At 69.2% G+C, this 20412-nt stretch carries 19 protein-coding genes and 2 pseudogenes; 1 reads left to right on the top strand and 20 read right to left on the bottom strand.

The annotated features are described in order from the left end of the window. Positions 1–8: 8 nt before the first annotated feature. The 12 genes and pseudogenes from QUE79_RS15555 to QUE79_RS15610 form a co-directional block, all read right to left on the bottom strand. The gene (locus QUE79_RS15555; protein ID WP_286343868.1) at positions 9–932 is read right to left on the bottom strand and encodes a hypothetical protein; all 924 of its coding nucleotides are present in this window, start codon (positions 930–932) and stop codon (positions 9–11) included. Beyond that, entirely contained in the window at positions 929–1978 is a 1050-nt protein-coding gene (locus QUE79_RS15560) for a vWA domain-containing protein (protein WP_286343869.1), read from the bottom strand. Before QUE79_RS15560 ends, QUE79_RS15555 begins: the two co-directional genes overlap by 4 nt. Next, positions 1975–2976 carry a vWA domain-containing protein gene (locus tag QUE79_RS15565; RefSeq protein WP_286343870.1) on the bottom strand — a complete coding sequence of 334 codons (1002 nt, stop codon included), beginning with the start codon at positions 2974–2976 and terminating at the stop codon, positions 1975–1977. Before QUE79_RS15565 ends, QUE79_RS15560 begins: the two co-directional genes overlap by 4 nt. Further along, on the bottom strand, positions 2967–3440 hold the full coding sequence (locus QUE79_RS15570; RefSeq protein ID WP_286343871.1) for a hypothetical protein: 474 nt from the start codon (positions 3438–3440) through the stop codon (positions 2967–2969). The genes QUE79_RS15565 and QUE79_RS15570 overlap by 10 nt, the downstream gene beginning before the upstream one ends. Beyond that, complete coding sequence (locus QUE79_RS15575) at positions 3427–4281, bottom strand: DUF58 domain-containing protein (protein WP_286343872.1); 855 nt, start codon at positions 4279–4281, stop codon at positions 3427–3429. The genes QUE79_RS15570 and QUE79_RS15575 overlap by 14 nt, the downstream gene beginning before the upstream one ends. Before the next feature lie 38 nt (positions 4282–4319). Further along, positions 4320–5356, bottom strand: a pseudogene (locus QUE79_RS15580) (AAA family ATPase). Positions 5357–5411: 55 nt separating this feature from the next. Further along, a complete protein-coding gene (gene ispG / locus QUE79_RS15585) occupies positions 5412–6560 on the bottom strand; it encodes a flavodoxin-dependent (E)-4-hydroxy-3-methylbut-2-enyl-diphosphate synthase (protein WP_286343873.1) in 1149 nt (382 codons plus the stop codon). A gap of 127 nt (positions 6561–6687) precedes the next feature. Beyond that, a pseudogene (locus QUE79_RS15590) lies at positions 6688–8039 on the bottom strand (M50 family metallopeptidase). A gap of 388 nt (positions 8040–8427) precedes the next feature. After that, on the bottom strand, positions 8428–9519 hold the full coding sequence (dxr, locus tag QUE79_RS15595; RefSeq protein WP_286343874.1) for a 1-deoxy-D-xylulose-5-phosphate reductoisomerase: 1092 nt from the start codon (positions 9517–9519) through the stop codon (positions 8428–8430). Between the two features lie 29 nt (positions 9520–9548). Then, positions 9549–9926 (bottom strand): FKBP-type peptidyl-prolyl cis-trans isomerase, encoded by a 378-nt coding sequence (locus tag QUE79_RS15600; RefSeq protein ID WP_286343875.1) that lies wholly within the window; start codon positions 9924–9926, stop codon positions 9549–9551. Continuing rightward, a complete protein-coding gene (locus QUE79_RS15605) occupies positions 9923–10528 on the bottom strand; it encodes an FKBP-type peptidyl-prolyl cis-trans isomerase (RefSeq protein WP_286343876.1) in 606 nt (201 codons plus the stop codon). Before QUE79_RS15605 ends, QUE79_RS15600 begins: the two co-directional genes overlap by 4 nt. A 105-nt stretch (positions 10529–10633) precedes the next feature. Further along, positions 10634–11122 carry an OsmC family protein gene (locus tag QUE79_RS15610; protein ID WP_286343877.1) on the bottom strand — a complete coding sequence of 163 codons (489 nt, stop codon included), beginning with the start codon at positions 11120–11122 and terminating at the stop codon, positions 10634–10636. Between the two features lie 44 nt (positions 11123–11166). On the opposite strand from QUE79_RS15610, the gene QUE79_RS15615 reads away from it, so the two are divergent. Further along, a complete protein-coding gene (locus QUE79_RS15615) occupies positions 11167–12183 on the top strand; it encodes an asparaginase (RefSeq protein ID WP_434011010.1) in 1017 nt (338 codons plus the stop codon). A gap of 138 nt (positions 12184–12321) precedes the next feature. On the opposite strand, the gene QUE79_RS15620 is transcribed toward QUE79_RS15615, so the two are convergent. The 8 genes from QUE79_RS15620 to QUE79_RS15665 form a co-directional block, all read right to left on the bottom strand. Next, positions 12322–13143, bottom strand: a complete 822-nt coding sequence (locus QUE79_RS15620; protein ID WP_286343878.1) for a hypothetical protein — start codon at positions 13141–13143, stop codon at positions 12322–12324. An 88-nt stretch (positions 13144–13231) separates the two neighbouring features. Beyond that, on the bottom strand, positions 13232–14275 hold the full coding sequence (locus tag QUE79_RS15625) for an FHA domain-containing protein (protein WP_286343879.1): 1044 nt from the start codon (positions 14273–14275) through the stop codon (positions 13232–13234). 553 nt (positions 14276–14828) lie between these two features. Continuing rightward, positions 14829–15380 carry a zinc ribbon domain-containing protein gene (locus tag QUE79_RS15630; protein ID WP_286343880.1) on the bottom strand — a complete coding sequence of 184 codons (552 nt, stop codon included), beginning with the start codon at positions 15378–15380 and terminating at the stop codon, positions 14829–14831. Positions 15381–15396: 16 nt separating this feature from the next. Continuing rightward, positions 15397–17037 carry a transglutaminase TgpA family protein gene (locus QUE79_RS15635; RefSeq protein ID WP_286343881.1) on the bottom strand — a complete coding sequence of 547 codons (1641 nt, stop codon included), beginning with the start codon at positions 17035–17037 and terminating at the stop codon, positions 15397–15399. After that, complete coding sequence (locus tag QUE79_RS15640) at positions 17004–17783, bottom strand: hypothetical protein (RefSeq protein ID WP_286343882.1); 780 nt, start codon at positions 17781–17783, stop codon at positions 17004–17006. The genes QUE79_RS15635 and QUE79_RS15640 overlap by 34 nt, the downstream gene beginning before the upstream one ends. Next, entirely contained in the window at positions 17780–18160 is a 381-nt protein-coding gene (locus tag QUE79_RS15645; protein WP_286343883.1) for a hypothetical protein, read from the bottom strand. The genes QUE79_RS15640 and QUE79_RS15645 overlap by 4 nt, the downstream gene beginning before the upstream one ends. Positions 18161–18455: 295 nt before the next feature. Further along, positions 18456–19340 carry a hypothetical protein gene (locus QUE79_RS15660; protein ID WP_286343884.1) on the bottom strand — a complete coding sequence of 295 codons (885 nt, stop codon included), beginning with the start codon at positions 19338–19340 and terminating at the stop codon, positions 18456–18458. A 63-nt stretch (positions 19341–19403) separates the two neighbouring features. Next, positions 19404–20375: an AAA family ATPase gene (locus QUE79_RS15665; protein ID WP_286343885.1), complete on the bottom strand. Its 972-nt coding sequence runs from the start codon at positions 20373–20375 to the stop codon at positions 19404–19406. Between the last annotated feature and the right edge of the window lie 37 nt (positions 20376–20412).

Genomic DNA, 20412 nt, shown 5'->3' on the forward strand with positions numbered 1-20412 from the left:
CGGTCACGTCACCAGGGCTTGCCGTCGTACTGCTCGGGATTCTGACCGAAGTAGCGGTTGCGGTCGTTGTTCTGCTGCTGCTGCTTCTGGGCGTCGCCGTCTTTCTGCTGCAGCTTGTCGAGGGGATCCTGCGACGACGAACCACCCTGCCCACTCGAGCCGTCGCCCGACGACCCGCCGCCGTTCTGCCCGCCGTTGCTCTGGCCGCTGCCGTCGCTCGAACCGTCGCCGCCCGACGACCCCTGGCCGCCCTGGTCGGTACCGCCCTGCCCCTGGCTGCCGCCCGCCTGCTGCTCGGCCTGCTGCTGCTTCTGCTCGAGGCGGCTCTTCGCGTCGTCGAGCGGTTTCTTGGTCGGCGGGTCGTCGGTCGAGTTCGGCGTGTCGAAGCAGCCGGCCGGTGCGGCCGCGATGAGCGCCAGCGCGTGCTTGTAGAAGGCGGAGGCCTTGTCGAAGGTGCCGTCGAGCACTGCGCTGTCACCCTGCTGCTCGACGACGAGCGCGAGATCCGTCCGGACCATGCACGAGGCGTCGGTGTGGCTCGCGGGCACGAGCGAGAGGGCGCTCTCGAGCTCGTTCCGGGCATCGACGAGCACACCGATCTGCGCGAGGCCGGCGCCGCGGTCGAAGTGCCTGACCCAGGGTTCGAAGACGTTCACGACCCCCAGGCCGTCGGACATCGCGACGCTGCGGTCGTACTGCTTTGCTCCATAGGTCGCCTGGGACAGGGCGGCGAACGTGGGCATGCTCAGCAGCTTGAGGGCCACCAGGATCACGATCACGACCGGGAGCAGCGACCAGGCGAACATCCGACGGCGGAGCTTTCGACGGTACTCGACGATCTCCGGCGGGACGGGCGGGGAGGTCGGCACGCCCGCCTCCGGGTCGATCGGAGGAGGCGGTGGGGCCAGCGGAGGCTGCAGCAGCGTGCTCATCGACGCACCCCGCGGACGGTCGTCGTGACCCCTCGAGGTCGCCGAACCGGCCGAACGTCGCCGAGCGCACGGACGATCAGGGCAACGTCGACCAGCAGCAGAAGGAAGAACGGGATGGCTGCGATCCAGTAGAGGTCGACGATGCTCGCCGTGCTCCCCTGGGCCGTCTTCACGGTCCCGTGCTGCTCGGCGTTCACGACGGAGGCGAGCGAGCCTCCCGCCTCGCGGTGGAGATACGGCACGCCGAGCTGCGAGGCGATGGCGCGCAGGTTCGGCTCGTCGATGCGCGAGACGGCGTCCGGGGATCCGGACCGGGTCTTGTCTTTGATGTACCGGTTCGACGAGTACTGGTCGCCGTAGCCGTCGAACTCTTTCATGCGTCCGCCGGTCGAGGTGCCGTAGCCGAGCACGCCTCCTCCGGAGGTCTGGCTCTTCGACGAGGCGAAGGAGCCCGGCTTGCTGCCCGCGGTCTGCTCGCCGTCGCCGAGGTAGTAGACGACGTTCGCGCGCTGCGGGTCGGTCTTGTGGGCGGCCGCGAGACGGCTCGCGAGCAGCGAGTCGGCCTCGGAGATGCTACTGCCGTGCGAGTAGTAGGTGACCTCTTGGCGCATGACCGTCGCCGCGGAGACGACCGCCGACGCGTCGTCGGTGAGCGGTACCCGCTGAATCGCCGTCGAGTCGAACGAGAGGAGGGAGAAGCGAGCGCCGGCCAGATCGTCGGTGATCGCCTTGATGTCTGCGCGCATGCCGTCGAGCCGAGGCTGGTGACCGTTCCAGTCTTCGGCGGCGGCGCTGGAGGTGGTGTCGACGACGAAGAAGACATTCAGCTCGGCCACCGACGCCTTGGCCGTGCCACCGGGCAGCCCGGGACGCGCGACCATGACGAGAAGGAGCGCCACGATGGCGGCGCGACGAATCCAGGCGAAGAGGAGCGTGCGGCTGCTGCGCTCGGCGATGATCCGCCACAGGACGAATCCGCCCAAGAGGACCGCGACGAGGATGAAGACGGGGGCGGGCAGGATCGGCTGCCAGACGACGGCGCTCACAACCGCACCCGCCAGAGGAGACCGAACGACGCCATCAGCAGGAGCAGCCCAGCCACCACCAGGGGCCCGGGGTGGTCGCTGACGACCAGCCGCCGCGCGCCGGTGAACAGGCCCGCCTCCTGGTCGTCGATCTTCTGCACGATCGCCGGGACGGTATCGGTGCTCGAGAGTCCGTAGAAACCGCCGCCGGTCTTGTCGACGACGTCTTTCAGCTGGGTGGCCACCGTGTCGGGGGTGCCGTCGGCGCTGTAGTCGACGGGATCGATCGCATAGACCCGGACGTCGTGCTTGGTGGCGAGGTCTCCTGCCTGCTTGAGCGTGAAGATCGGAGAGCCGTTCACGTAGTTGTCCGTGGCCAGGACGATCGACTTCGGCCGCTTGCTCGAGCTGTCGCCGTCGAAGCCGAGGACACAGGACGAGAGGCCGTCGCCGATGAGTGAGGCGCCCTCGCCGAGGTCGGTTCCCGTCCAGTACCGGAGCCCGCTCTCGCCCTGCGACCGGAACGAATCGCGGTAGGTGGTGAGCTCGGTCTTGACGTAGTCATAGTCGTCGGTGAGCGGGAAGACCTGCACCGCCGAGCTGTCGAACACGGTCAGACCGACGCGCTCGCCGTGAAGGTTCTTGGCCAGCGAGGCGAAGGTGTCGACGATCTTGGCGTCGACGTCGGTCATCGAACCGGAGACGTCGAGGCAGAGCATGATGTCCCGCTTGTAGGACTGCGGCTGCACGACCTCGACGCTCGACACGCGCGACGCGAGGAGGACGCCGACCCCGCTCGCGACGACGACGATCGTCAGGACGCCGGCGAGGAGCGCGCGATAGCGTCGCAGGACACGCTGGTACTCCGGGAGCTCGGTCAGGCGTTCGCTGTGCGCGACCGGGACACCGTCACGCTGCAGCCGGGCCCGGCTGCGGCGGCGCCAGGCCAGGTAGAGCCAGACGCCGCCGCCGGCCACCGCGGCGGCCGCCAGCGGCATCCACCAGAAGATCAGCTCCACGAGCTCACCACCTCGCGCGCCGTGCGGACCGCCGCGGCGGGGTCACCGGGATGCTCGAGCTGGAACGCCGGCGGGTAGAACTGCTCGACGGCACCCGTCACGGAGGGCAGGGCCGAAGACCTCAGATCGCTGAGCGTCATCACCTGCGCATCGACGCCGGAGGCTTCGAAGGCGAAGAAGCGGAGGAGCAGACTCAGCCGCGAGTGGACGGCTCGTTCGCTCAGGTCTCCCGCGACCCAAGCGGCTTCGACCTCGTCGATCATCGCCGCGTACTTTCCACGGAGCGTGCCGAGATCGACTCGCGCTGCACCCGCAACGGCGGGTCGGGGCGACCTGGTGCGGGAGTACCGGATGACGAAGACGTAGCACGCGGCGACGAGGGCCAGGAGCAGGACACCGACGACGAGGTAGAGGACGAACCGCTCGTACTGCGCAGGACCGAAGAATCCTCTATCGCTCAGCACGGCGCTGCTTCTCGAGAAGGGCGAAGAGACCGGGTACGACGTCGGCCTGGCTGCCGATGCGGTGACTCGTGATGCCGAGGAGTCGCAGCTCGCGTTCGCTGTCGACGACCGTTTGGACGGCGGCCTCTTCGAAGAGGCCGCGGAGGGCGCGATTGGAGCGCACGTAGGCGGGAAGGGCGGCGACCTCCTGGACGTCGTAGACGGGGCCCCGACTGCCCTCCTGGCGCATGAGGTCGGCGTCGCCGATCGTCAGCCAGATGACCTCGTGACGGGCACGGAGCCGACGCAGCAGACGCATATGCTCATCGCCGAGGCGCACGTCGTCGGTGACGACCAGCAGGAGCGAGCGGATCGTGAGCTGCCGGGCGACGGTGTCGAGCAGGCCGAGGACGTCGCTCCGAGGGGCGTCCAGGCGAATGCGCTCGTCGACCACCCGCAGGAGACGCTCCAAGTGCTCGTCCTTCTGCCCCGACGGGTAGGAGCGGCTTCCGCCCTCGTCGCCGACGATCAGGGAGACGACGTCGCCGTGCTGGGTCGCGATCGAGGCGAGAGCTCCGGCCGCCATAATCGCGATGTCCTTCTTGCTCTCTCCGCTCTCAGCAGTGGCCGCCATGTTGCGGCCCGTGTCGACCAGCAGAGCCAGATTGTGGCGTCGCGACGCGATGTAGCGCTTGACGAGCGGCTCGCCGTGACGCGCAGTGGCCTTCCAGTCGATGTCTTTGACCTCGTCGCCCGGGACGTAGGCGCGAAGGTCGTCGAAGTCGTGGCTGCGGCCGCGATGGACGGACGCGTAGCCACCCTCGAGGAGGTCGAGGGTCTTTCGATGGGCGAAGATGCTCATCTTCGTCTTCACCCGGTAGAGGAGGCCTGCCACAGCGCTCAGGGCGTCTGCACGGCGCCGAAGATGGCGTCGATGATCGTCTCGGGCTTGACCTCGTCGGCCGCGGCCTCGTAGCCGAGGATGAGGCGGTGACGAAGGACGCCGTGGCGGAGGTGCTTGACGTCGTCGGGGATGACGTAGTCGCGGCCGTTCAGGATCGCCAGGGCGCGGGCGGCCTGCGTGAAGGCGATGCTCGCCCTCGGGCTGGCGCCGAACTGGATGTAGTCGGCGAGCGTGCCGGGGATGTACTGCTGCGGATGCCGGGTGACGTAGATCACCTGCACGATGTAGTTGACGATCGACTGGTCGATGTAGACGCGCTTGGCGAGGTCTTGGAGCAGCCTGACGTCGTCGAGGTGGACGCCGGTGTTCGGCTCGTGCTCGGCCTCGTCGTAGACGCCGGCCTCGATGCGGCGGATGATCTCCGCCTCCTCGGCGGGAGTCGGGTAGTCGAGGATCTCTTTCAGCAGGAACCGGTCGAGCTGCGCCTCGGGGAGCTGGTAGGTGCCCTCCTGCTCGATGGGATTCTGCGTGGCGAGCACGAGGAACGGCTGCGGGAGCTTGTAGACCGTGCCACCGATCGAGGTCTGGCGCTCCTGCATCGCCTCGAGCATGGCGCTCTGCGTCTTGGCGCTCGACCTGTTGATCTCGTCGAGGAGGACGAAGTTGGAGTGCACCGGGCCGAGCTGGGTCACGAACGTCGACGACTGGGCGTCGTAGATCTGCGTGCCGGTGATGTCGCTCGGCAGAAGGTCGGGCGTGCACTGGATCCGGCGGAAACTCGCGTCGACGGCCGAAGCCAGCGTCTGCGCGGCCGTGGTCTTGGCGAGCCCGGGCACGCTCTCGAGGAGGACGTGCCCCCGGTGACGAGGGCGACCAGTAGGGACTCGCGGAGGCCCGCCTGCCCGACGACTTTGGCCTGGAAGGCTGCCGACACCCGTGCGACGACCTCGCCCGCGCGACGGAGTTCGTCTGCCGTGATCGGCTCGGGGCCCGAGGCCTTCGGAGTCGGCGTGGTGGTGGTGGTGTCTGTCACCCGCACAGCCTAAACCAGGGGTCTGACTTCGACGGTCGGGTGACTGCCAGCCGCCCTACGCGGTCACGACTTCGGGCGAACCGACCGAGCCGGGAGGCATCTCGTCGGCGAGGCGGTTGGCCTCGCGGATGAGCGTCTCGACGATCTGCTCTTCGGGCACGGTCGCGATGACCTCGCCCTTGACGAAGATCTGGCCCTTGCCATTGCCCGAGGCCACGCCGAGGTCGGCGTCGCGTGCCTCGCCCGGACCGTTCACGACGCAGCCCATGACGGCCACGCGCAGCGGAACGGTCATTCCCTCGAGGCCGTCGGTGACGTCGTTCGCGAGCTTGTAGACGTCGACCTGAGCTCGGCCGCAGCTGGGGCAGCTCACGATCTCGAGCTTGCGCTCACGGAGGTTGAGGGACTGCAGGATCTGCAGGCCCACCTTGACCTCCTCGGCGGGCGGCGCGCTCAACGAGACGCGGATCGTGTCGCCGATGCCTTCGGAGAGCAGGATGCCGAAGGCCGTCGCGCTCTTGATCGTGCCCTGGAAAGCAGGGCCGGCCTCGGTGACGCCGAGGTGCAGCGGCCAGTCGCCCCTCTCGGCGAGCAGGCGGTACGCCTTGACCATGACGATCGGGTCGTTGTGCTTGACCGAGATCTTGAAGTCGTGGAAGTCGTGCTCTTCGAAGAGGCTCGCCTCCCAGACGGCGCTCTCGACGAGGGCCTCCGGGGTCGCCTTGCCGTACTTCTGCATGAGGCTCGGCTCGAGCGAACCGGCGTTGACGCCGATCCTGATCGAGACTCCTGCCGCCTTGGCGGCGGCGGCGATCTTGCCGACCTGGTCGTCGAACTTGCGGATGTTGCCGGGGTTGACCCGGACGGCCGCACAGCCGGCGTCGATAGCGGCGTAGACGTAGTTCGGCTGGAAGTGGATGTCGGCGATCACCGGGATGTTGCTCTTCTTGGCGATGATCGGAAGGGCTTCGGCGTCGTCGCGGCTCGGCACCGCGACGCGGACGATGTCGCACCCGGAGGCGGTGAGTTCGGCGATCTGCTGGAGCGTCGCGTTGATGTTGGTCGTGGGGGTGGTGCACATCGACTGGACGCTCACAGGGGCGTCACCGCCGACGAGCACTTTGCCGACCTTGATCTGGCGCGACTTACGGCGCGGAGCAAGGGTTTCGGGGATCTTGGGCATTCCGAGGTTGACTGCAGGCACGTTTCTCATCGTAAGCCTCGGGGCCTGAAAGGCGTGCGAACGATGCCTGGGCCTCAGGTGGTGTTCAGCCGAATGTCACCCGACCCCGCGCCGACTCACGTCGTCGGCCGGCTTCACCGCGAACGCGCTAGCCCAGCGAGATCGGCTTGAACAGGTCGGCGTAGATGAGCAGCAGGCTCATCCCACCGAGAATGACCGTCACGGCCAGGGTGAGCGGCAGGGCCTTCGCGATATCGATCGGACCCGGATCGCGACGCCCGAACAGCTTGGCGAAGAACCGGCGCACCCCTCGATGATCGCGCCGGCGACGTGCCCGCCGTCGAGGGGCATCAGCGGGACGAGATTGAAGACGAACAGGGCGATGTTCAGCGAGGCGAGGAGGCTCACGAGGTAGCTCACCCGGTCGACGATCGGAACCGAGTCGGTGCTCGCGATCTGCCCGGCCATGATGCCGACACCGACGACGCTCACCGGGCCGTTCGCTTCTCGCGTGCCGCCGCCGAACACGGCCTGGCCGACATTGACGAGGCGTTCCGGCAGGTGCACGATCAGGGTCGCGACTCCGGCGATGTTGCTCCCGACGGCAGGCAGCACGGCGCTGACCGGCTGCTGCACCCGCTCGTACGCGGAGCCGATGCCGACGAAGCCGACCTGCTCGGTCTCCTTCTTGCCGGCCGAGTCGGTCACGACGTTCCCGTTGGCGTCGGTGACATAGGGGAGGGTCTTGATGGGCGTCACGGCCAGGGTCGTCTTCTGGCCCCGGCGTTCGACGACGAACGAGAGGCTCTTGCCCGACGCCTTCTGGATGATCCTGGTGGACTGATTCCAACTCGTGATCCTGGTGCCGTCGATCGACAGGATCTTGTCGCCGGCGGTGAGGCCTGCGGCGGCACCCGGCGCCCTCGTCGCGCCGGCGGGGCAGGAGGTCGCCGTCGACGTCGCCGGGAGAACGCACTCCGACACGCTGCCGACGGTGGTGGAGAGCTGCTGGGTACCGAAGCCGCAGAGCACGACGCCGAACAGCACGATCGCGATGAGCAGGTTCATCACCGGGCCGCCGAGCATGATGACGATCCGCTTCGGCACCGCCAGGCGATAGAAGGTGCGCTCTTCTTCGCCGGCCGACACGGTCTCGGCGCTGGCCTCGCGGGCGTCCTGGGTCAGGGTTCCGAAGAGGCTGGTGGTGGACGTGCGCCCGCGGCTCTCGACGGCGTCGACGCCGACCTCGGCCGTCTTCTGCGGAGGGAACATGCCCGACATCGAGATGTAGCCGCCGAGCGGAATGGCCTTGAAGCCGTACTCGGTCTCGCCCTTGCGCCTCGACCAGATCGTCGGGCCGAACCCGATCATGTACTGCCCGACCTTCACGCCGAACCGCTTCGCCGGCACGAGGTGACCGATCTCGTGCAGGCCGATCGACAGCACCAGACCGACGACGACGACCAGGATGCCGACGATGAAGAGAAGAACGGTTTCCACGTCGTCACAGTACGGGACGAAATCAGTGAACGAGCCGGATGTCGGCTGCGAGGCTCGGTCGGTTCTGTCGGCCGCCGTCGCGTCCGTCCCGGCAGCCCCTCCCGCCCGTCCGCCCGTCCCCTCCCGCCCGTCCCCTCCCGCCCGTCCCCTCCAGAAATCGAAGGGGATTTTTGCGCAGGAGCCTCTCGATCTCCCTGAACTGCTGCGGGATGGGACAATCCCCTTCGATTTCTGGAGGAGGCGGCGGCGGGGAACGGGCTCGAGCGGGCGAGGCCGGGTGGGACGGGTGGGACGGGTGGGCGCTGTTGCGGGATGCGCGAACGGGGCGCGGGCGGGCCGGCGGGGCTCAGCCGGCGAGGCTCAGCCGGCGGGGCCCAGCCGGCGGGAGTCAGCCGGCGACGTGGGCGAGCTGGCGGTCGGCCTGCGCTCGCGCCCAGCGCTCCGCCTCGAGGACTCCGTCGAGGCTCAACGCATCGGCGCCGGGATCGTGAGCGTCGACGACGGCGCGAATGACGTCGAAGATGTCGAGATAGCCGATGCGTCCGCCGTGGAAGGCCAACACGGCCTGCTCGTTGGCCGCGTTGAACACGGCGGGGAAGGTCGATCCTGCTTTTCCGACCTCTTTCGCCAGTGCGACGGACGGGAAGGCGTCGCCGTCGAGAGGTTCGAAGGTCCAGGTGGACGCCGTCGTCCAGTCGAGTGGCACGCCGACACCCGGAACGCGGTCGGGCCAGGCGAGACCGAGCGAGATGGGAAGCCGCATGTCGGGAGGCGAAGCCTGCGCGAGGGTCGAGCCGTCGACGAACTCGACCATGGAGTGGACGATCGACTGCGGGTGGACGGTGACGTCGATGCGGTCGTAGTCGATGTCGAAGAGGAGGTGAGCCTCGATCACTTCGAGGCCCTTGTTCACGAGGGTGGACGAGTTGGTGGTGACGACGAGACCCATGTCCCAGGTCGGGTGCGCCAGAGCCTCACGCGGCGTGACGTCGCGGAGGGAATCACGGCTGCGACCCCGGAAGGGTCCGCCCGACGCGGTGAGGATCAGGCGGCGGACCTCGCTCGGGGCTCCGGACCGCAGGGCTTGGGCGATGGCGGAGTGTTCTGAGTCGACGGGCACGAGCTGGCCCGGCTCGGCGAGCTGCTTCACGAGGTCCCCGCCGACGATCAGACTCTCTTTGTTGGCGAGGGCGAGCGTCGCTCCCGACTCGAGCGCCGCCAGGGTGGGGCCGAGACCGACGGACCCTGTGATTCCGTTGAGGACCACGTCGGTGGGGACGTCGCGGACGAGCGCGATGGACTCCTCCGTGCCGAGACCCGTGTGCTCGACTCCGAACCGGGCCGCCTGCTCGCCGAGAAGGACGGAGTTCGACCCCGCGGAGAGGCCGACCAGCGTGAAGAGGTGCGGATTCGCCTCGATCACGTCGAGAGCCTGGACCCCGATGGAACCGGTGGAACCGAGAACGGTGATGCGTCGCATCGTGCCAGGCTACTGGCCCGCGGTGCGCGTCAGCTCTTGGCCAGGATGTCGATCACGAAGACGAGCGTGTCGGTCCCTTTGATGCCGGCCGTGTCGTTACCCGCCGTGCCGTACCCGTCGACGGGCGGGACGACCACGAGCACCTGCGAACCGACGGTTTGGCCGACGATGGCCTTCTGGAAGCCGGCGACGACCTTGTCGGTGGAGAAGGTTGCAGGGCCCGAGCCCCAGGACTGGTCGAAGACCTCGCCCGTGCGCCAGAGGGTGCCTTGATACTGCACGGTGACCGAGCCGCCCGAAGGCACCGTCGCGCCGGAGCCCTTCTTGAGCACCTCGAGTTGGAGAGTCTTCGGAGCGGCGGTCTTCGGGATCGTGACCTTCGGTTGACCGTCTGCCGCCAGCTTCACCGGGGGAACGCTGCTTTCGGAGCGACCGGTGTACCGGTGGCCTTCGTGGCCACGGGCGACAGCAGATCGAGCACGATCACGAGGTCGTCGTTGGCGGCGACGCCGAAGGACTCCGAGCCGTTCGACCCGAACATGTCGGTCGCATCGGCCACGGTCACTGTTCGTGACCCGACCGTGGCGCACTGCATCGCCTTGACGAGGCCGGGAAGGAACAGCTTGTCGCTGACGGTGAATTGTGCTGCCTCCATGCCTTTGTAGCCGGCGGTACTGACCTTCTTGCCCGAGGTCGCGTCGTAGATCGTGAACGCGACGTTGAGCAGGGTGTCGGGAACGGCCTTCTCGCCCGTGCCCGTGATGACGGTCGACCGCTGCGTCTTCTTCACCGAGAGTCCCTTCGCGAAGGAGACCTTCGGCTCGGCGTCGAGGGCACCGGAGACGGTGACGGCCTTCGACGCGGATCCGGCTGCCGGCGCGGAACACGAGCTTTTCGCGTCGTTGCTCGCCGTCGGGGTCGACGTCGAGGACCCGGAGGTGCATCCGGCCAGGGCCAGTGCCAGAACGGGTACGAGGGCGAGGGACGCGAGGCAGAGGGGTCGGCGCATCGAGGACTTTCGAGTCGGGAACGGAGTCGACCCAGTCTTGCCGACGTTTCAGGCCGCTTCCTGGGTGTGCGTCAAGGCCGCACCCTCGGCGTGACCCCGGAAGCGTCAGATCGCGGGACTCGCGACTCCGGCGACGACGACCTGAGGCTCGTGGAGGACGGGGAAATTCACGGACGACGCGATGAAGCACTTCGTCGAGGCTTCGTGGTGCAGCGCGAGGGCGCTCTCACGCATCGATTCGTCTGCGACCGTGACGGTGGGGCGCAGGATCACCTCGGTGAAGTGACCCCCGCCGTCTCCGGTCTGGACCATGGTGCCGACGGCCTGGTCGACGTAGCCCGTGACGACGACGCCGTTGGTGGCACAGACGTGCAGATAGCTCAGCAGGTGGCACTGGGACAGCGCTCCGAGAAGCATCTCCTCGGGATTCCAGCGATCGACGTCGCCTCGGAACGGACGGTCGGCGGAACCGAGGATGTCGCCCTTGCCCTCGACGGACATCACGTGGTCGCGACCGTAGGACCGGTAGTCGACGGTGCCGTGGCCGCGATCGCCCGTCCAGAGAGTGTGGACGGCGTAGTGGTGATCGAACATGCGGATGGGCCCCTTCTCGTCCCCCTATCGTTACACTCCCCCATGTGAACGACCAGGCCGAACGCAGCACACTCTCATCGACGCGCCACCCTCTGGAGGTCTCGGGATCGGTCGAATTGGCCGTCCTCGAACGTTCGGGCATGACGGAGAGCCGCCATATCGGCGCTGCAGCCGTCGTGTCGTCGGACGGAGCCCTTCTCCGCTCGGTGGGTGACGTCTCGGCCTCCGTGTACCCGCGCTCGTGTCTGAAGCCGTTCCAGGCTCTGACGGTCCTTCGGTCGGGCGTTCGGCTCGACGGAGTCCAGGCCGTTCTCGCGACGGCGAGCCACGCCGGCACCCCTGACCACCAGGCGGTCGTCACAGCGATGCTCGAGCGCATCGGAGCAACGGAGGACGACCTCCTCTGCCCGCCCGATTGGCCGTACGACCGCGAGACGGCCCGGACCGCTTCGACGAAGCGACGGATTTTCATGAATTGCAGTGGCAAGCACTCCTCCTTTCTGCTCGCGTGCGCCGAGAACGGCTGGGACGCCGCTCACTACGACGATCTCGACCACCCTCTGCAGGTCGCGGCCCGCGAGACGGTGGCCGACTACGTCGGGGAGACGATCGACCATGCCGGAGTCGATGGCTGCGGGGCCCCCGTCTTCGCCACGACGTTGGCCGGTCTCGCGCGCGGGGTCGCTCGCCTGACGCACTCGGCGACGACCGACGCCGACGCCGACGCCGGGCACCTCGTGCGAGCCGTCCTGGCCGACCCCTGGGCCCTCGACGGCCACGACCGGGCGAACACCGTCACGATCGAGGAGCTCGGCCTGCTGGCGAAGCTCGGCGCCGAAGGAGTCATGGTCATGGGCACGACCGATGGCGTGGCGGTCGCGGTGAAGGTGCTCGATGGCAATCTTCGCGCCGGCACTCTCACCGCTCTCCACCTGCTCGTGGCCGAGGGCGTCGTCCCTCAGGAGGATGCCGATCGCGTGCTGGCTCGAACGCTCGAGCGCGTCACAGGCGGCGGCGACCTGGTCGGCGGCATCCGGGCCGGCGCCGGATTGGCCGTCTGACCCGCGGGACGCGCAGCGCCCGCAGCCCCCGCCGCCCCGCGGGACGCGCAGCGGCTGCCGCCCTCGCGGCACCGGCGGCACCGGCAGCACCGGCAGCACCGGCAGCACCGGCAGCACCGGCAGCACCGGCAGCACCCATTACCACTTGTCACCGCCCGTCAGCACCGGCGAGCCGACACACGAGTCTGCGACCGACACCAGGCACGGCTCCAGCGGAACCCACGCATTGCCCGTTCGGCTCGGGGTACGCACGCACGCTGTTCCGTCGGGGCCGAGCCAGACCTCCGTCAGGAGTGCGCTGGGCTGAACCGGCACGGAGTCGGTCGTGAAAATCCAGTGGACTGCCCCGGAGCGGTGCTGCGCTGTGATCCTGCGCCCTCCGGCGAGTGACCGTTCGCCGATCTCGAGGACACCGGCCGTGCGGTGTCTCGTTCGGAGTTGGACCACGAGGGCATCGAGCACCGCGTCGGAGAGCCCGGGCGGCCCGAGCACGCGAATCACGCCCGGTGGTCGAACGACCAACGGGACTCTCTCGTGGACGAAGCGAGTCGGGTCGCCGGACACCCGGATCTCGCTGTCGACCGTTCCGTGGCCGACGATCACGCCCTCGGCCTGTCGGGCCGCATGCACGATCTCGCGCCGTTCACCCTCGAGAGCGGCACGCAGGTCGGACTCGAACACCATCGTGTCTCGACGATGCCGCCGCGTTGCCCGCAACCGCCGACCCGTCTCGAGGAGACCGCTCTCACACCAGGCCAGAACCAGGAGAGCCGCGACCAGTGCGATGGCCAGCGCGCACGCGGTGACGGGCCCAAGGCCGTCGACCGTTCTCGCAAGGTCTTCCGCCACGGCGCCGACGCCCAGAACCGCGGAGACACTCGCTGCCGTCACCGTGACGAAGGGGAACGGGCGGCGCCGTGAAAGGGACGGGTGGGGCGGTCGGTAGAGCGGGAAGTTCATACCTCCATCTCATCGGCACCGACCGATCTCGGGAGCCCCTCGACGAATCTGTGGAGAACTCAGCGCCGAGACCGAGTTGAGGAGAACGTCAGCTGACGATGAAGAACTGTTCGCCGATTTCCACCCGGGAACCCCGCGGCACACGGACCCGCTTCCCCGGCTCGACGCGTCGGGCCTGCTCGGACGGCGCCCTGACGACGGAGCCGTTACCCGACCAGCGATCCGACACCCAGAGGGTGCCGTCCTCCTGGCCGAACTCGAGGTGGGTCTTCGAGACGGAACGCCCCGGGTCCACGATGCGGACGAGCAGATCGATCGCCTCACCCGGCTGCGGCGTCGGCGCCCGCCCGACCAGTCCGGTGCCCTGGACCGTGAAACTCTCCCCCGTGCTGAACTGCAGGACGAAAGGCTCGCCGAGCGGCTGACGGCGGACGATGCGGGTCTTCTCGACGTCGTCAACGGGCGCCCCGAGGTTGATCGCCCACGAGGCCGCGGGTTTGTCGACCACGGGCGCGTCCGGGAGCGGTGCGAGGACAGGGTCTGCAGTCTGTTCTGGCGCGTCGATCGGAGTCGCGGCCAGCGGAGCCTGCACGGGCGAAGCCGGCTGCCCGTCGTCCACGGGCGCCGGAACCTGGTCGGCCCGGAGGGGCGGCGCAACCGGGTCGGGCTGCGGAGCGACCGGTTCGGGTGCGGGCGGCATCGCCGGGACGGACGTCGATGCCGCCTCCGGCTCCACCGCGGCAGGCGCGGATCCGCTCGTCGAGGCGGACCAGAGCTCCGGTGCGTCCTCGGCTCCGCGACGCCCGAACAGGCGTCGTTTCTTCGGCTTGGCCGGCTCGGGGACGAACGGGACCGGAGAGTCGGAGGCCACCGGCGTGGGCGCCAGTGGTGCCGGTCGAGGCGGGGTGGCAGGAGTCTGCTCCGAGGCGCCGGTGGCACGTTCGGGCTGAGCGCCGGACTCGGGGTTCTCGGCGGCTTCGTCGCTCTCGACCGGAGGGGCCGACCCCTCGCCGACGGGAACGACCCCCGTGAGGATCGGGGTGATCGGACCTGTGAACGACTGCGCCACGGACTGCACGACCGTGCCGCACTCGCCGCAGAAGATGTCCTCGTCCGTAAGGGGGCACCGCACACGGTGCAGTGCAGTCGTCCGTCGATGCGCTCGGGCCTCGGCGTGACGAGCGGCGCGATCACATTGGTGTCGCCCGGTCGCGGTGCGTCAGCGGGCTCTGCCGGCGTCGCGACCCCCTCCGGGGCGGGCTCTGCCGGCGTCGCCAGCCCCTCGGGGGCGGGCTCTGCCCGCGACGCGAGCCCCTCGGGGGCGGCCGACGAGGACGCCTCCCGCGCGCGGAGAGCACGATCAGCCGGCACGCGTTGCCGGCTCGTCTCCGGCGTCGCGCGTGCCTGTGCGGCTGCGGCATCGTCCGTCGGACGGGACCCCTCCGAGGTCGCCGCCGGTGCGGGAGGTTCGGCAGAGGCGTCGCGGGTGTCGGCGGACTCTTTCGCCGCCGGCGACCCGTTCGCCGCCGGCGACCCGCCCGCGGGCTCGCCGGCGGAACCAGCATCGGGCTCGTCCGGGACGGGGGTGAGCGAGGCCGTCCAGAGAGGGACGGAAGCCGGGCGACCGCTGCCGGTCGCGGAGCCGGGCGGACGGAGGGGCAGGGGCGGCGGGACGGCCAGAGGCGTCACCGAAGGTGCGGCGCCCGGCACGTCGGCGTCGTCCACGGCGTCGGCGTCGTCCACGGAGTCGGCGTCGGCGTCGGCGTCGGCCTCATCGGAGGCCGCTCCCCGGACATGCCATCGACGGCGTCGTTCGTTGCACGCGCGTCAGCGACTTCGGCCGCCGCTTCGCGGTCGAGCGAGGGCAGCGAGGGCAGCGACGCGATCGTCTCCTCATCGACGGCGCCCGTCTGGGAGTGAGTCGGAGCCTGAGCCGCCGCATCCGGGGCCTCCGCCGACCCGGCGTCGACGGATGACTCGGGAGTGCCGGACTCCGTCGAAGGACCCACCCACCACGGGGTTCCGGCCGGGACCGCAGCAGGCGGCGGCTCGCGCAACGACCAGGCGGCTCCGCCCGGTTCCGCTGGAGCGCCCGCGGAACGGGCAGCCTCAGCGGCGGCCGCTTCGTCTCGCGCCCGTCGGTAGGCCGTCCAGTCGGCAGTGGAAATAGCGCGCCCGCACTGCCCGCAGAACATGGCTCCGTCGGGAAGGGGACTCGAGCAGGTGGGGCAGTGCATGGGTGTGGATGATCCTCTAACGCTTGTGGGCCTTCCGGCCATGGTATCCACGCAGTGACCTCGTCGAGACGGCGGCCTTGAATCGCTGCCACCGTGTCAGGCCGCGGTCGAGCTGCGTGCGCATCTCTCCGACAGCCTTCCAGACGCGATCCGCATCGCCGGGATCCGAGCTCTCCGGCGCGAACACGGACCGGTCGACGACCCTCGCCAAAACGCCCGCTCGCGTACCTCCGACGGATGCGGCGACCTCGGAGCGGGTCGCGGACGTCGGCGTGGCGATGCCGTGGTCGACGACAGCGTCTTCGAACTCCTGCCATCCTGCGGTCATCCGTCGACGTGGATCTCTCGCCCGTCGTCGTCGCAGTCGCCTGCGCGCCTTCACGGCGACGATGGCGAGGAACGGAGCCATCAGGATCCCGGCGGCCAGAGCGACCCAGCCGGCGATCGTGGCGGCCGTCAGCAGGATGGCGATCCAGGCGGGCGCGTCGGCCGGGTTGTCCTGTTTGCTCTGCGGCTGCGACTGGTCGTTGCGCGGATCGGACTCCTGTGGCGGAGGCTGGATCACCGACTGCGGGCGCGAGACTTTATTCGGGTCTTCTTTGCTGATGTCGGGGATCTTTCGGGGAGTCGGGTTCGGATCGAGCGTCACCCAGCCGAATTGGGCGGTGTCGACCTCGATCATCGCCGTGATGTCGGAGCCGCGGAAGGTCGTCGTGCCACCGGTCGAGTCGGCCGCCGTGAAACCGAGGACGACGCGCGACGGGAACCCGAGCTGGTCGGCCATGAGGGCGGCAGCGGCCGCGTACTGCTCGGCGTCACCGATCATCTGCTTGTCGGTGAAGAGTTGCTCGAGACGGTCGGCTCCGTGACCGGACCGGCTCACCGGTTCGTCCTGCCCCACTCCGTGGCTCACGTAGCCCTGCGCCTTCATGCCCTTGAGCGCGGCCTGAAGACGTGCCCCCTGGCCGGTCACTCCGTCGACGTAGCCCTCCAGCGTCGTCTTCAAGGCGGCCGGCACCGCGGAGGGTGTCGGCACCGACGCGGTTCCCGGGGTGAGCCCGGCGAGTTCGCTCGTCGTGGGCTGCCTGGGCGACACCGCCGTGAGCCGATAGGAGGTGCCCTTGCCGATCCCGCCCACGACGGCGGCGGTGCCCGTGGTGTCGTTGTAGAAGAAGGCGTCGCGGTGGGCCGACGCCGACGAACCGGAGAAGTCGATCGACTCGAGCTTGCCGACGGTGGGCAGCCAGACGCCCGAGTAACCGTCGACACTCACGTCGATCGACGTCTGCGCGCCCCGAACCCTCGACTGGTCGTAGGAGGTCGGAACACGCGTGAAGGTGCCGGAGGCCTCGGAGGCGTGATCGCTGCCGACCGAGAAGTCGACGCCGTCGTACGTGTCGAGGGTGGCGATCCTGAGCAGATCGCCGGCCGGCAGGCCGGTGACGGTGAGTTGTGCCTGCGAGGAGGTCGGAGACTGCTCGTAGGCGCGGAATCCGCTCAGCGGACTCACGTAGTCGCGCGGATCGAACGGTTTCACGACGGCCTCGCGGGCCACCCACCGGTGCGCCGTCGGGGCCAGCGCGGTCGTGGCACCGGCAGACAGCGCCCCGGCGATGACGAGGGTCACGACGGTTCCGGCGACGGCGCGACCGGCCACCGCGCGGTTACCCGAGCGATGGGTGTCCTCCTCACCGCCTCGGAACCGCGAGTCGCCCTCGTGAGTTCGTCGATCGCGATCCTGCGCCGGCGGAGCCTCCACCACACGAGCCAGAGGATTCCCGCTGCGAGGAGGAGCAGCCCTGCGACGATCGGCAGGACCGCGTCGGTCGGGCCGAACACGATTCCTGCGACGAAGAGAACCGCGGGCGGGGCCAGAGCCAGCTCGGCCCGGCGGCTGCGGAGTGCGGTGCTCAGCCCGACGACCGTCCCGACCAGGACCAGCACGAGGGCCGGGACCAGGAGCGCCTGGTACGCCCCGACGGGCAGGGTGATGGTGAGCAGCTGTTTCCAGCCGAGCGCCACGCCCATCACGAGCTCTCGAAGGCCGTCGAGCGTCGGCAGCACGCCGTAGAGCGCCTGGCTGGGCACGGCGAGTGCGACTCCGAAGAGCGCGAAGGCGATGACCGTGAGAAGCAGGATCCAGAAGCTCGACAACCGCAGGAACAGCCCCGCGAGTGAGATGGCCGCCCCGAGCACGAGGCCGGCGGCCACCAGGATCACGAACGACGAGCTTCGGTACACCGGCCAGAACGTGACGGCTCCGAGACCCATGAGCACGAAGAACCCTGCCGTCTGGGCGAGCGCGAACGGCACCGAGAGCCTCGCTCGGGTCGACCTCGGACGGAGGCCCGACTGCCGGGGAGGAGTCAGCTGTGGTCGTTCGGCCTGTCCGAGCGCGCTCACGACGTCACCGCCCGGGCAAGGGACTTCTGCAGGTCTTCGAGGTAGCCCACGGTGAGGATCGTGAGGTCGGCGACTCGTCGCATGCCGGGGATGGTGTCGGGGTCGCAGACGATCGCTATGGCTTCGACCCCGGGTGGGAACGCCGAAGCGGCGGCACGCAGTTCGGTGATGCCCGTCGTCGATCCGACCACCAGGAACGCCACGGAGATGCCGGAGACCTGCTCGCCGGTCACGCGCGCCACATCGGTGATGCCGAGCGCCGATTCGTCGTAGGTGACGACGGCGAGCTCGTCGAGCAGTCGGGTGCGTGTCACGGTGCTGAGGGACTTGACGGCGAGCGTCTTGCGCTTCGCGAACGCGGGTGTGCTCTCGCTCACGACGACGGAGACCTCGCGCGCATCGCGAATCGCCCGGACTCCCAGCGATGCCGCCACGCTGACGGCGAGCTCGAACTCGTCTTCGGTGGCGAAATCGGCGTTGGCGAGGCTGAGAGCGATGACGAGGTGACTTCGCCGCGTCTCTTCGAACTGCCGGACGAGGTACTCCCCGCGCGTGCCGACGACTTCCAGTGGATGTGTCGACGTTCGTCGCCGGGGACGTACTGCCGCAGCGCGTGGAACGAGATGTCGCTCGACGACAGGTCTCGGGTCGGGTTGCCCTCGAGGTCGCGGATCAGGCCGGTGCTCGTCGAGGGGATCCCGATGGTTCGGGGTGGACGAAGAGCTCGATCATGCCGGTCCAGTCCAGCTCGCGCCGGACCAGACCGATGGGATCGCCGCGCACGGTTCGGACCGGCCCCACGGGAATCACTCCGCGGCGCTGGGTGGGGACGGAGAACTCGTCGTCGATCGAGTCGCCCGCCCGGAGACCGGGGAGGCTGATCTCGGCGAGACCCTGACCGATCGGGATCTCGACGGTGACGCCGAGCACGCGCCGCCTGGTCGGGTTCGACACGGTCACCCGCCCGATGGCCACGTCGCCGACGGCCACGCGCCGGTGGGGCAGGTCGAGTGCGATGGTGAACGAGCTGCGGCCGACCGCATACAGCGTCGCGAGGCAGAGCAGGACGAGGAGGGCGAAACCCACCGCCACGAGTTCGACCCACCCGAGCAGGTAGCCCGCCACGAGGCACACCGGTGTGAGCACGAGCACGACCCAGCCCACCGGCGTGACGACACCGGAGGCGATCCGCGCCCAGCCACTGACCGTCCGGGTGACCGACCTCCAGAGTCGCACGACGACGATGACCAGATCGGCCCGGAAGCCCGTTCGATCGCCGACGATGCGGGTGCGCGCGTTGGTCAGCCCCTGCGTGCTCGTGCCGTACAGCGTGTCGGAAGCAGCAGACCTGGCACGATCGCGGCCGCCGGGCCGAGCCGTGGCTCCGCGCGTCTGGATCCTGCCGGTCTCACGCGCTGCGCGGGCGCTCGGCCGTGTCTGCGTGCGGCCGGGCGCGACCGACGAGCCACCGCGGGAGCGGGAGCCCCGGGTGTCCTCGTCGTCTCGGGCGAGCCCGGGCGCAGGGCCCGGGTTTCCCGGAGGGGTCGGCACGCTCATGGACGAGTCAGCTCGTTCGTGGTCGCGAGGACGGCGGTCGGATGGGCAGGGGCGACGGCAGGATCACGCGGTCACCCGTTCCGCAGGAGGCGCGATCTCGATCAGGAGCTGGCTGACGACGCTCGACGGGGTGACACCGTCGAACTCCGCCTCCGGGTCGAGGACGATGCGGTGGGACAGCACCGGCTCGGCGAGCAGCTTGATGTCGTCGGGCGTCACGTAGTGCCGGCCCGTCGATGCGGCATACGTTTTGGCGACGCGGACGAGTGCGAGCGCACCTCGCACGCTCACCCCGAGGCGCACCTCGGGGGCGGTGCGTGTCGCTTCCACGATGCGGGCGACGTAGTCGGCGACGACGGGATCGACGTGCACGGTGCGGGCGAGCCGGGACATCTCGGTGATCACGCCGGACTCGACGATGGGCGTCAGGGTTCCTTCGTGCACTTTGGTGCCGGACCCCTCGAGAATGCGGAGCGTGGCGGCGTGGTCGGGGTAGCCGATCGAGGTCTTCATGAGGAAGCGGTCGAGCTGCGCCTCGGGAAGGCGGTAGGTGCCGGCCTGCTCGATCGGGTTCTGGGTCGCGATGACCATGAACGGCGCGCCGACGGGGTGGCTGATGCCGTCGACCGTCACGCGCGACTCCTCCATGACCTCGAGCAGGGCGGACTGCGTCTTCGGGCTGGCGCGGTTGATCTCGTCGGCGAGGACGATGTTGGCGAAGATCGGCCCGGGGTGGAACTCGAACTCGGCCGACTTCTGGTCGTAGATGCTCACCCCGGTGATGTCACCGGGCAGGAGGTCGGGGGTGAACTGGATCCGGCTGCTGGCACCCTGCACGGTCTGCGCGACGGCGCGGGCGAGCGAGGTCTTGCCGGTGCCCGGGAAGTCTTCGAGCAGGAGGTGCCCCTCGCTCAGCAGTGCGGTGAACGAGAGCTTGATGACGAAGGACTTTCCGAGCAGGACCTTGTCGACGTTTCCGACCAGGCGCGCGAAGATGTCGGCGAACCAGGTGGCCTGCTCAGGCGTCATGCTCATTGTCGTGGCGTCTCTTTCGTGAGGTGCGTGGAGGTGC

It is taken from the genome of Frondihabitans sucicola (assembly GCF_030296615.1).
Classification (GTDB): Bacteria; Actinomycetota; Actinomycetes; order Actinomycetales; family Microbacteriaceae; genus Frondihabitans; species Frondihabitans sucicola.

Coding starts and splice junctions, on each gene's coding strand:
- QUE79_RS15555 (WP_286343868.1), bottom strand. CDS start 932: ATGAGCACGCTGCTGCAGCCTCCGCTGGCCCCACCGCCTCCTCCGATC.
- QUE79_RS15575 (WP_286343872.1), bottom strand. CDS start 4,281: ATGAGCATCTTCGCCCATCGAAAGACCCTCGACCTCCTCGAGGGTGGC.
- dxr (WP_286343874.1), bottom strand. CDS start 9,519: ATGCGACGCATCACCGTTCTCGGTTCCACCGGTTCCATCGGGGTCCAG.
- QUE79_RS15605 (WP_286343876.1), bottom strand. CDS start 10,528: ATGCGCCGACCCCTCTGCCTCGCGTCCCTCGCCCTCGTACCCGTTCTG.
- QUE79_RS15610 (WP_286343877.1), bottom strand. CDS start 11,122: ATGTTCGATCACCACTACGCCGTCCACACTCTCTGGACGGGCGATCGC.
- QUE79_RS15620 (WP_286343878.1), bottom strand. CDS start 13,143: ATGAACTTCCCGCTCTACCGACCGCCCCACCCGTCCCTTTCACGGCGC.
- QUE79_RS15630 (WP_286343880.1), bottom strand. CDS start 15,380: ATGCACTGCCCCACCTGCTCGAGTCCCCTTCCCGACGGAGCCATGTTC.
- QUE79_RS15660 (WP_286343884.1), bottom strand. CDS start 19,340: ATGAGCGTGCCGACCCCTCCGGGAAACCCGGGCCCTGCGCCCGGGCTC.
- QUE79_RS15665 (WP_286343885.1), bottom strand. CDS start 20,375: ATGAGCATGACGCCTGAGCAGGCCACCTGGTTCGCCGACATCTTCGCG.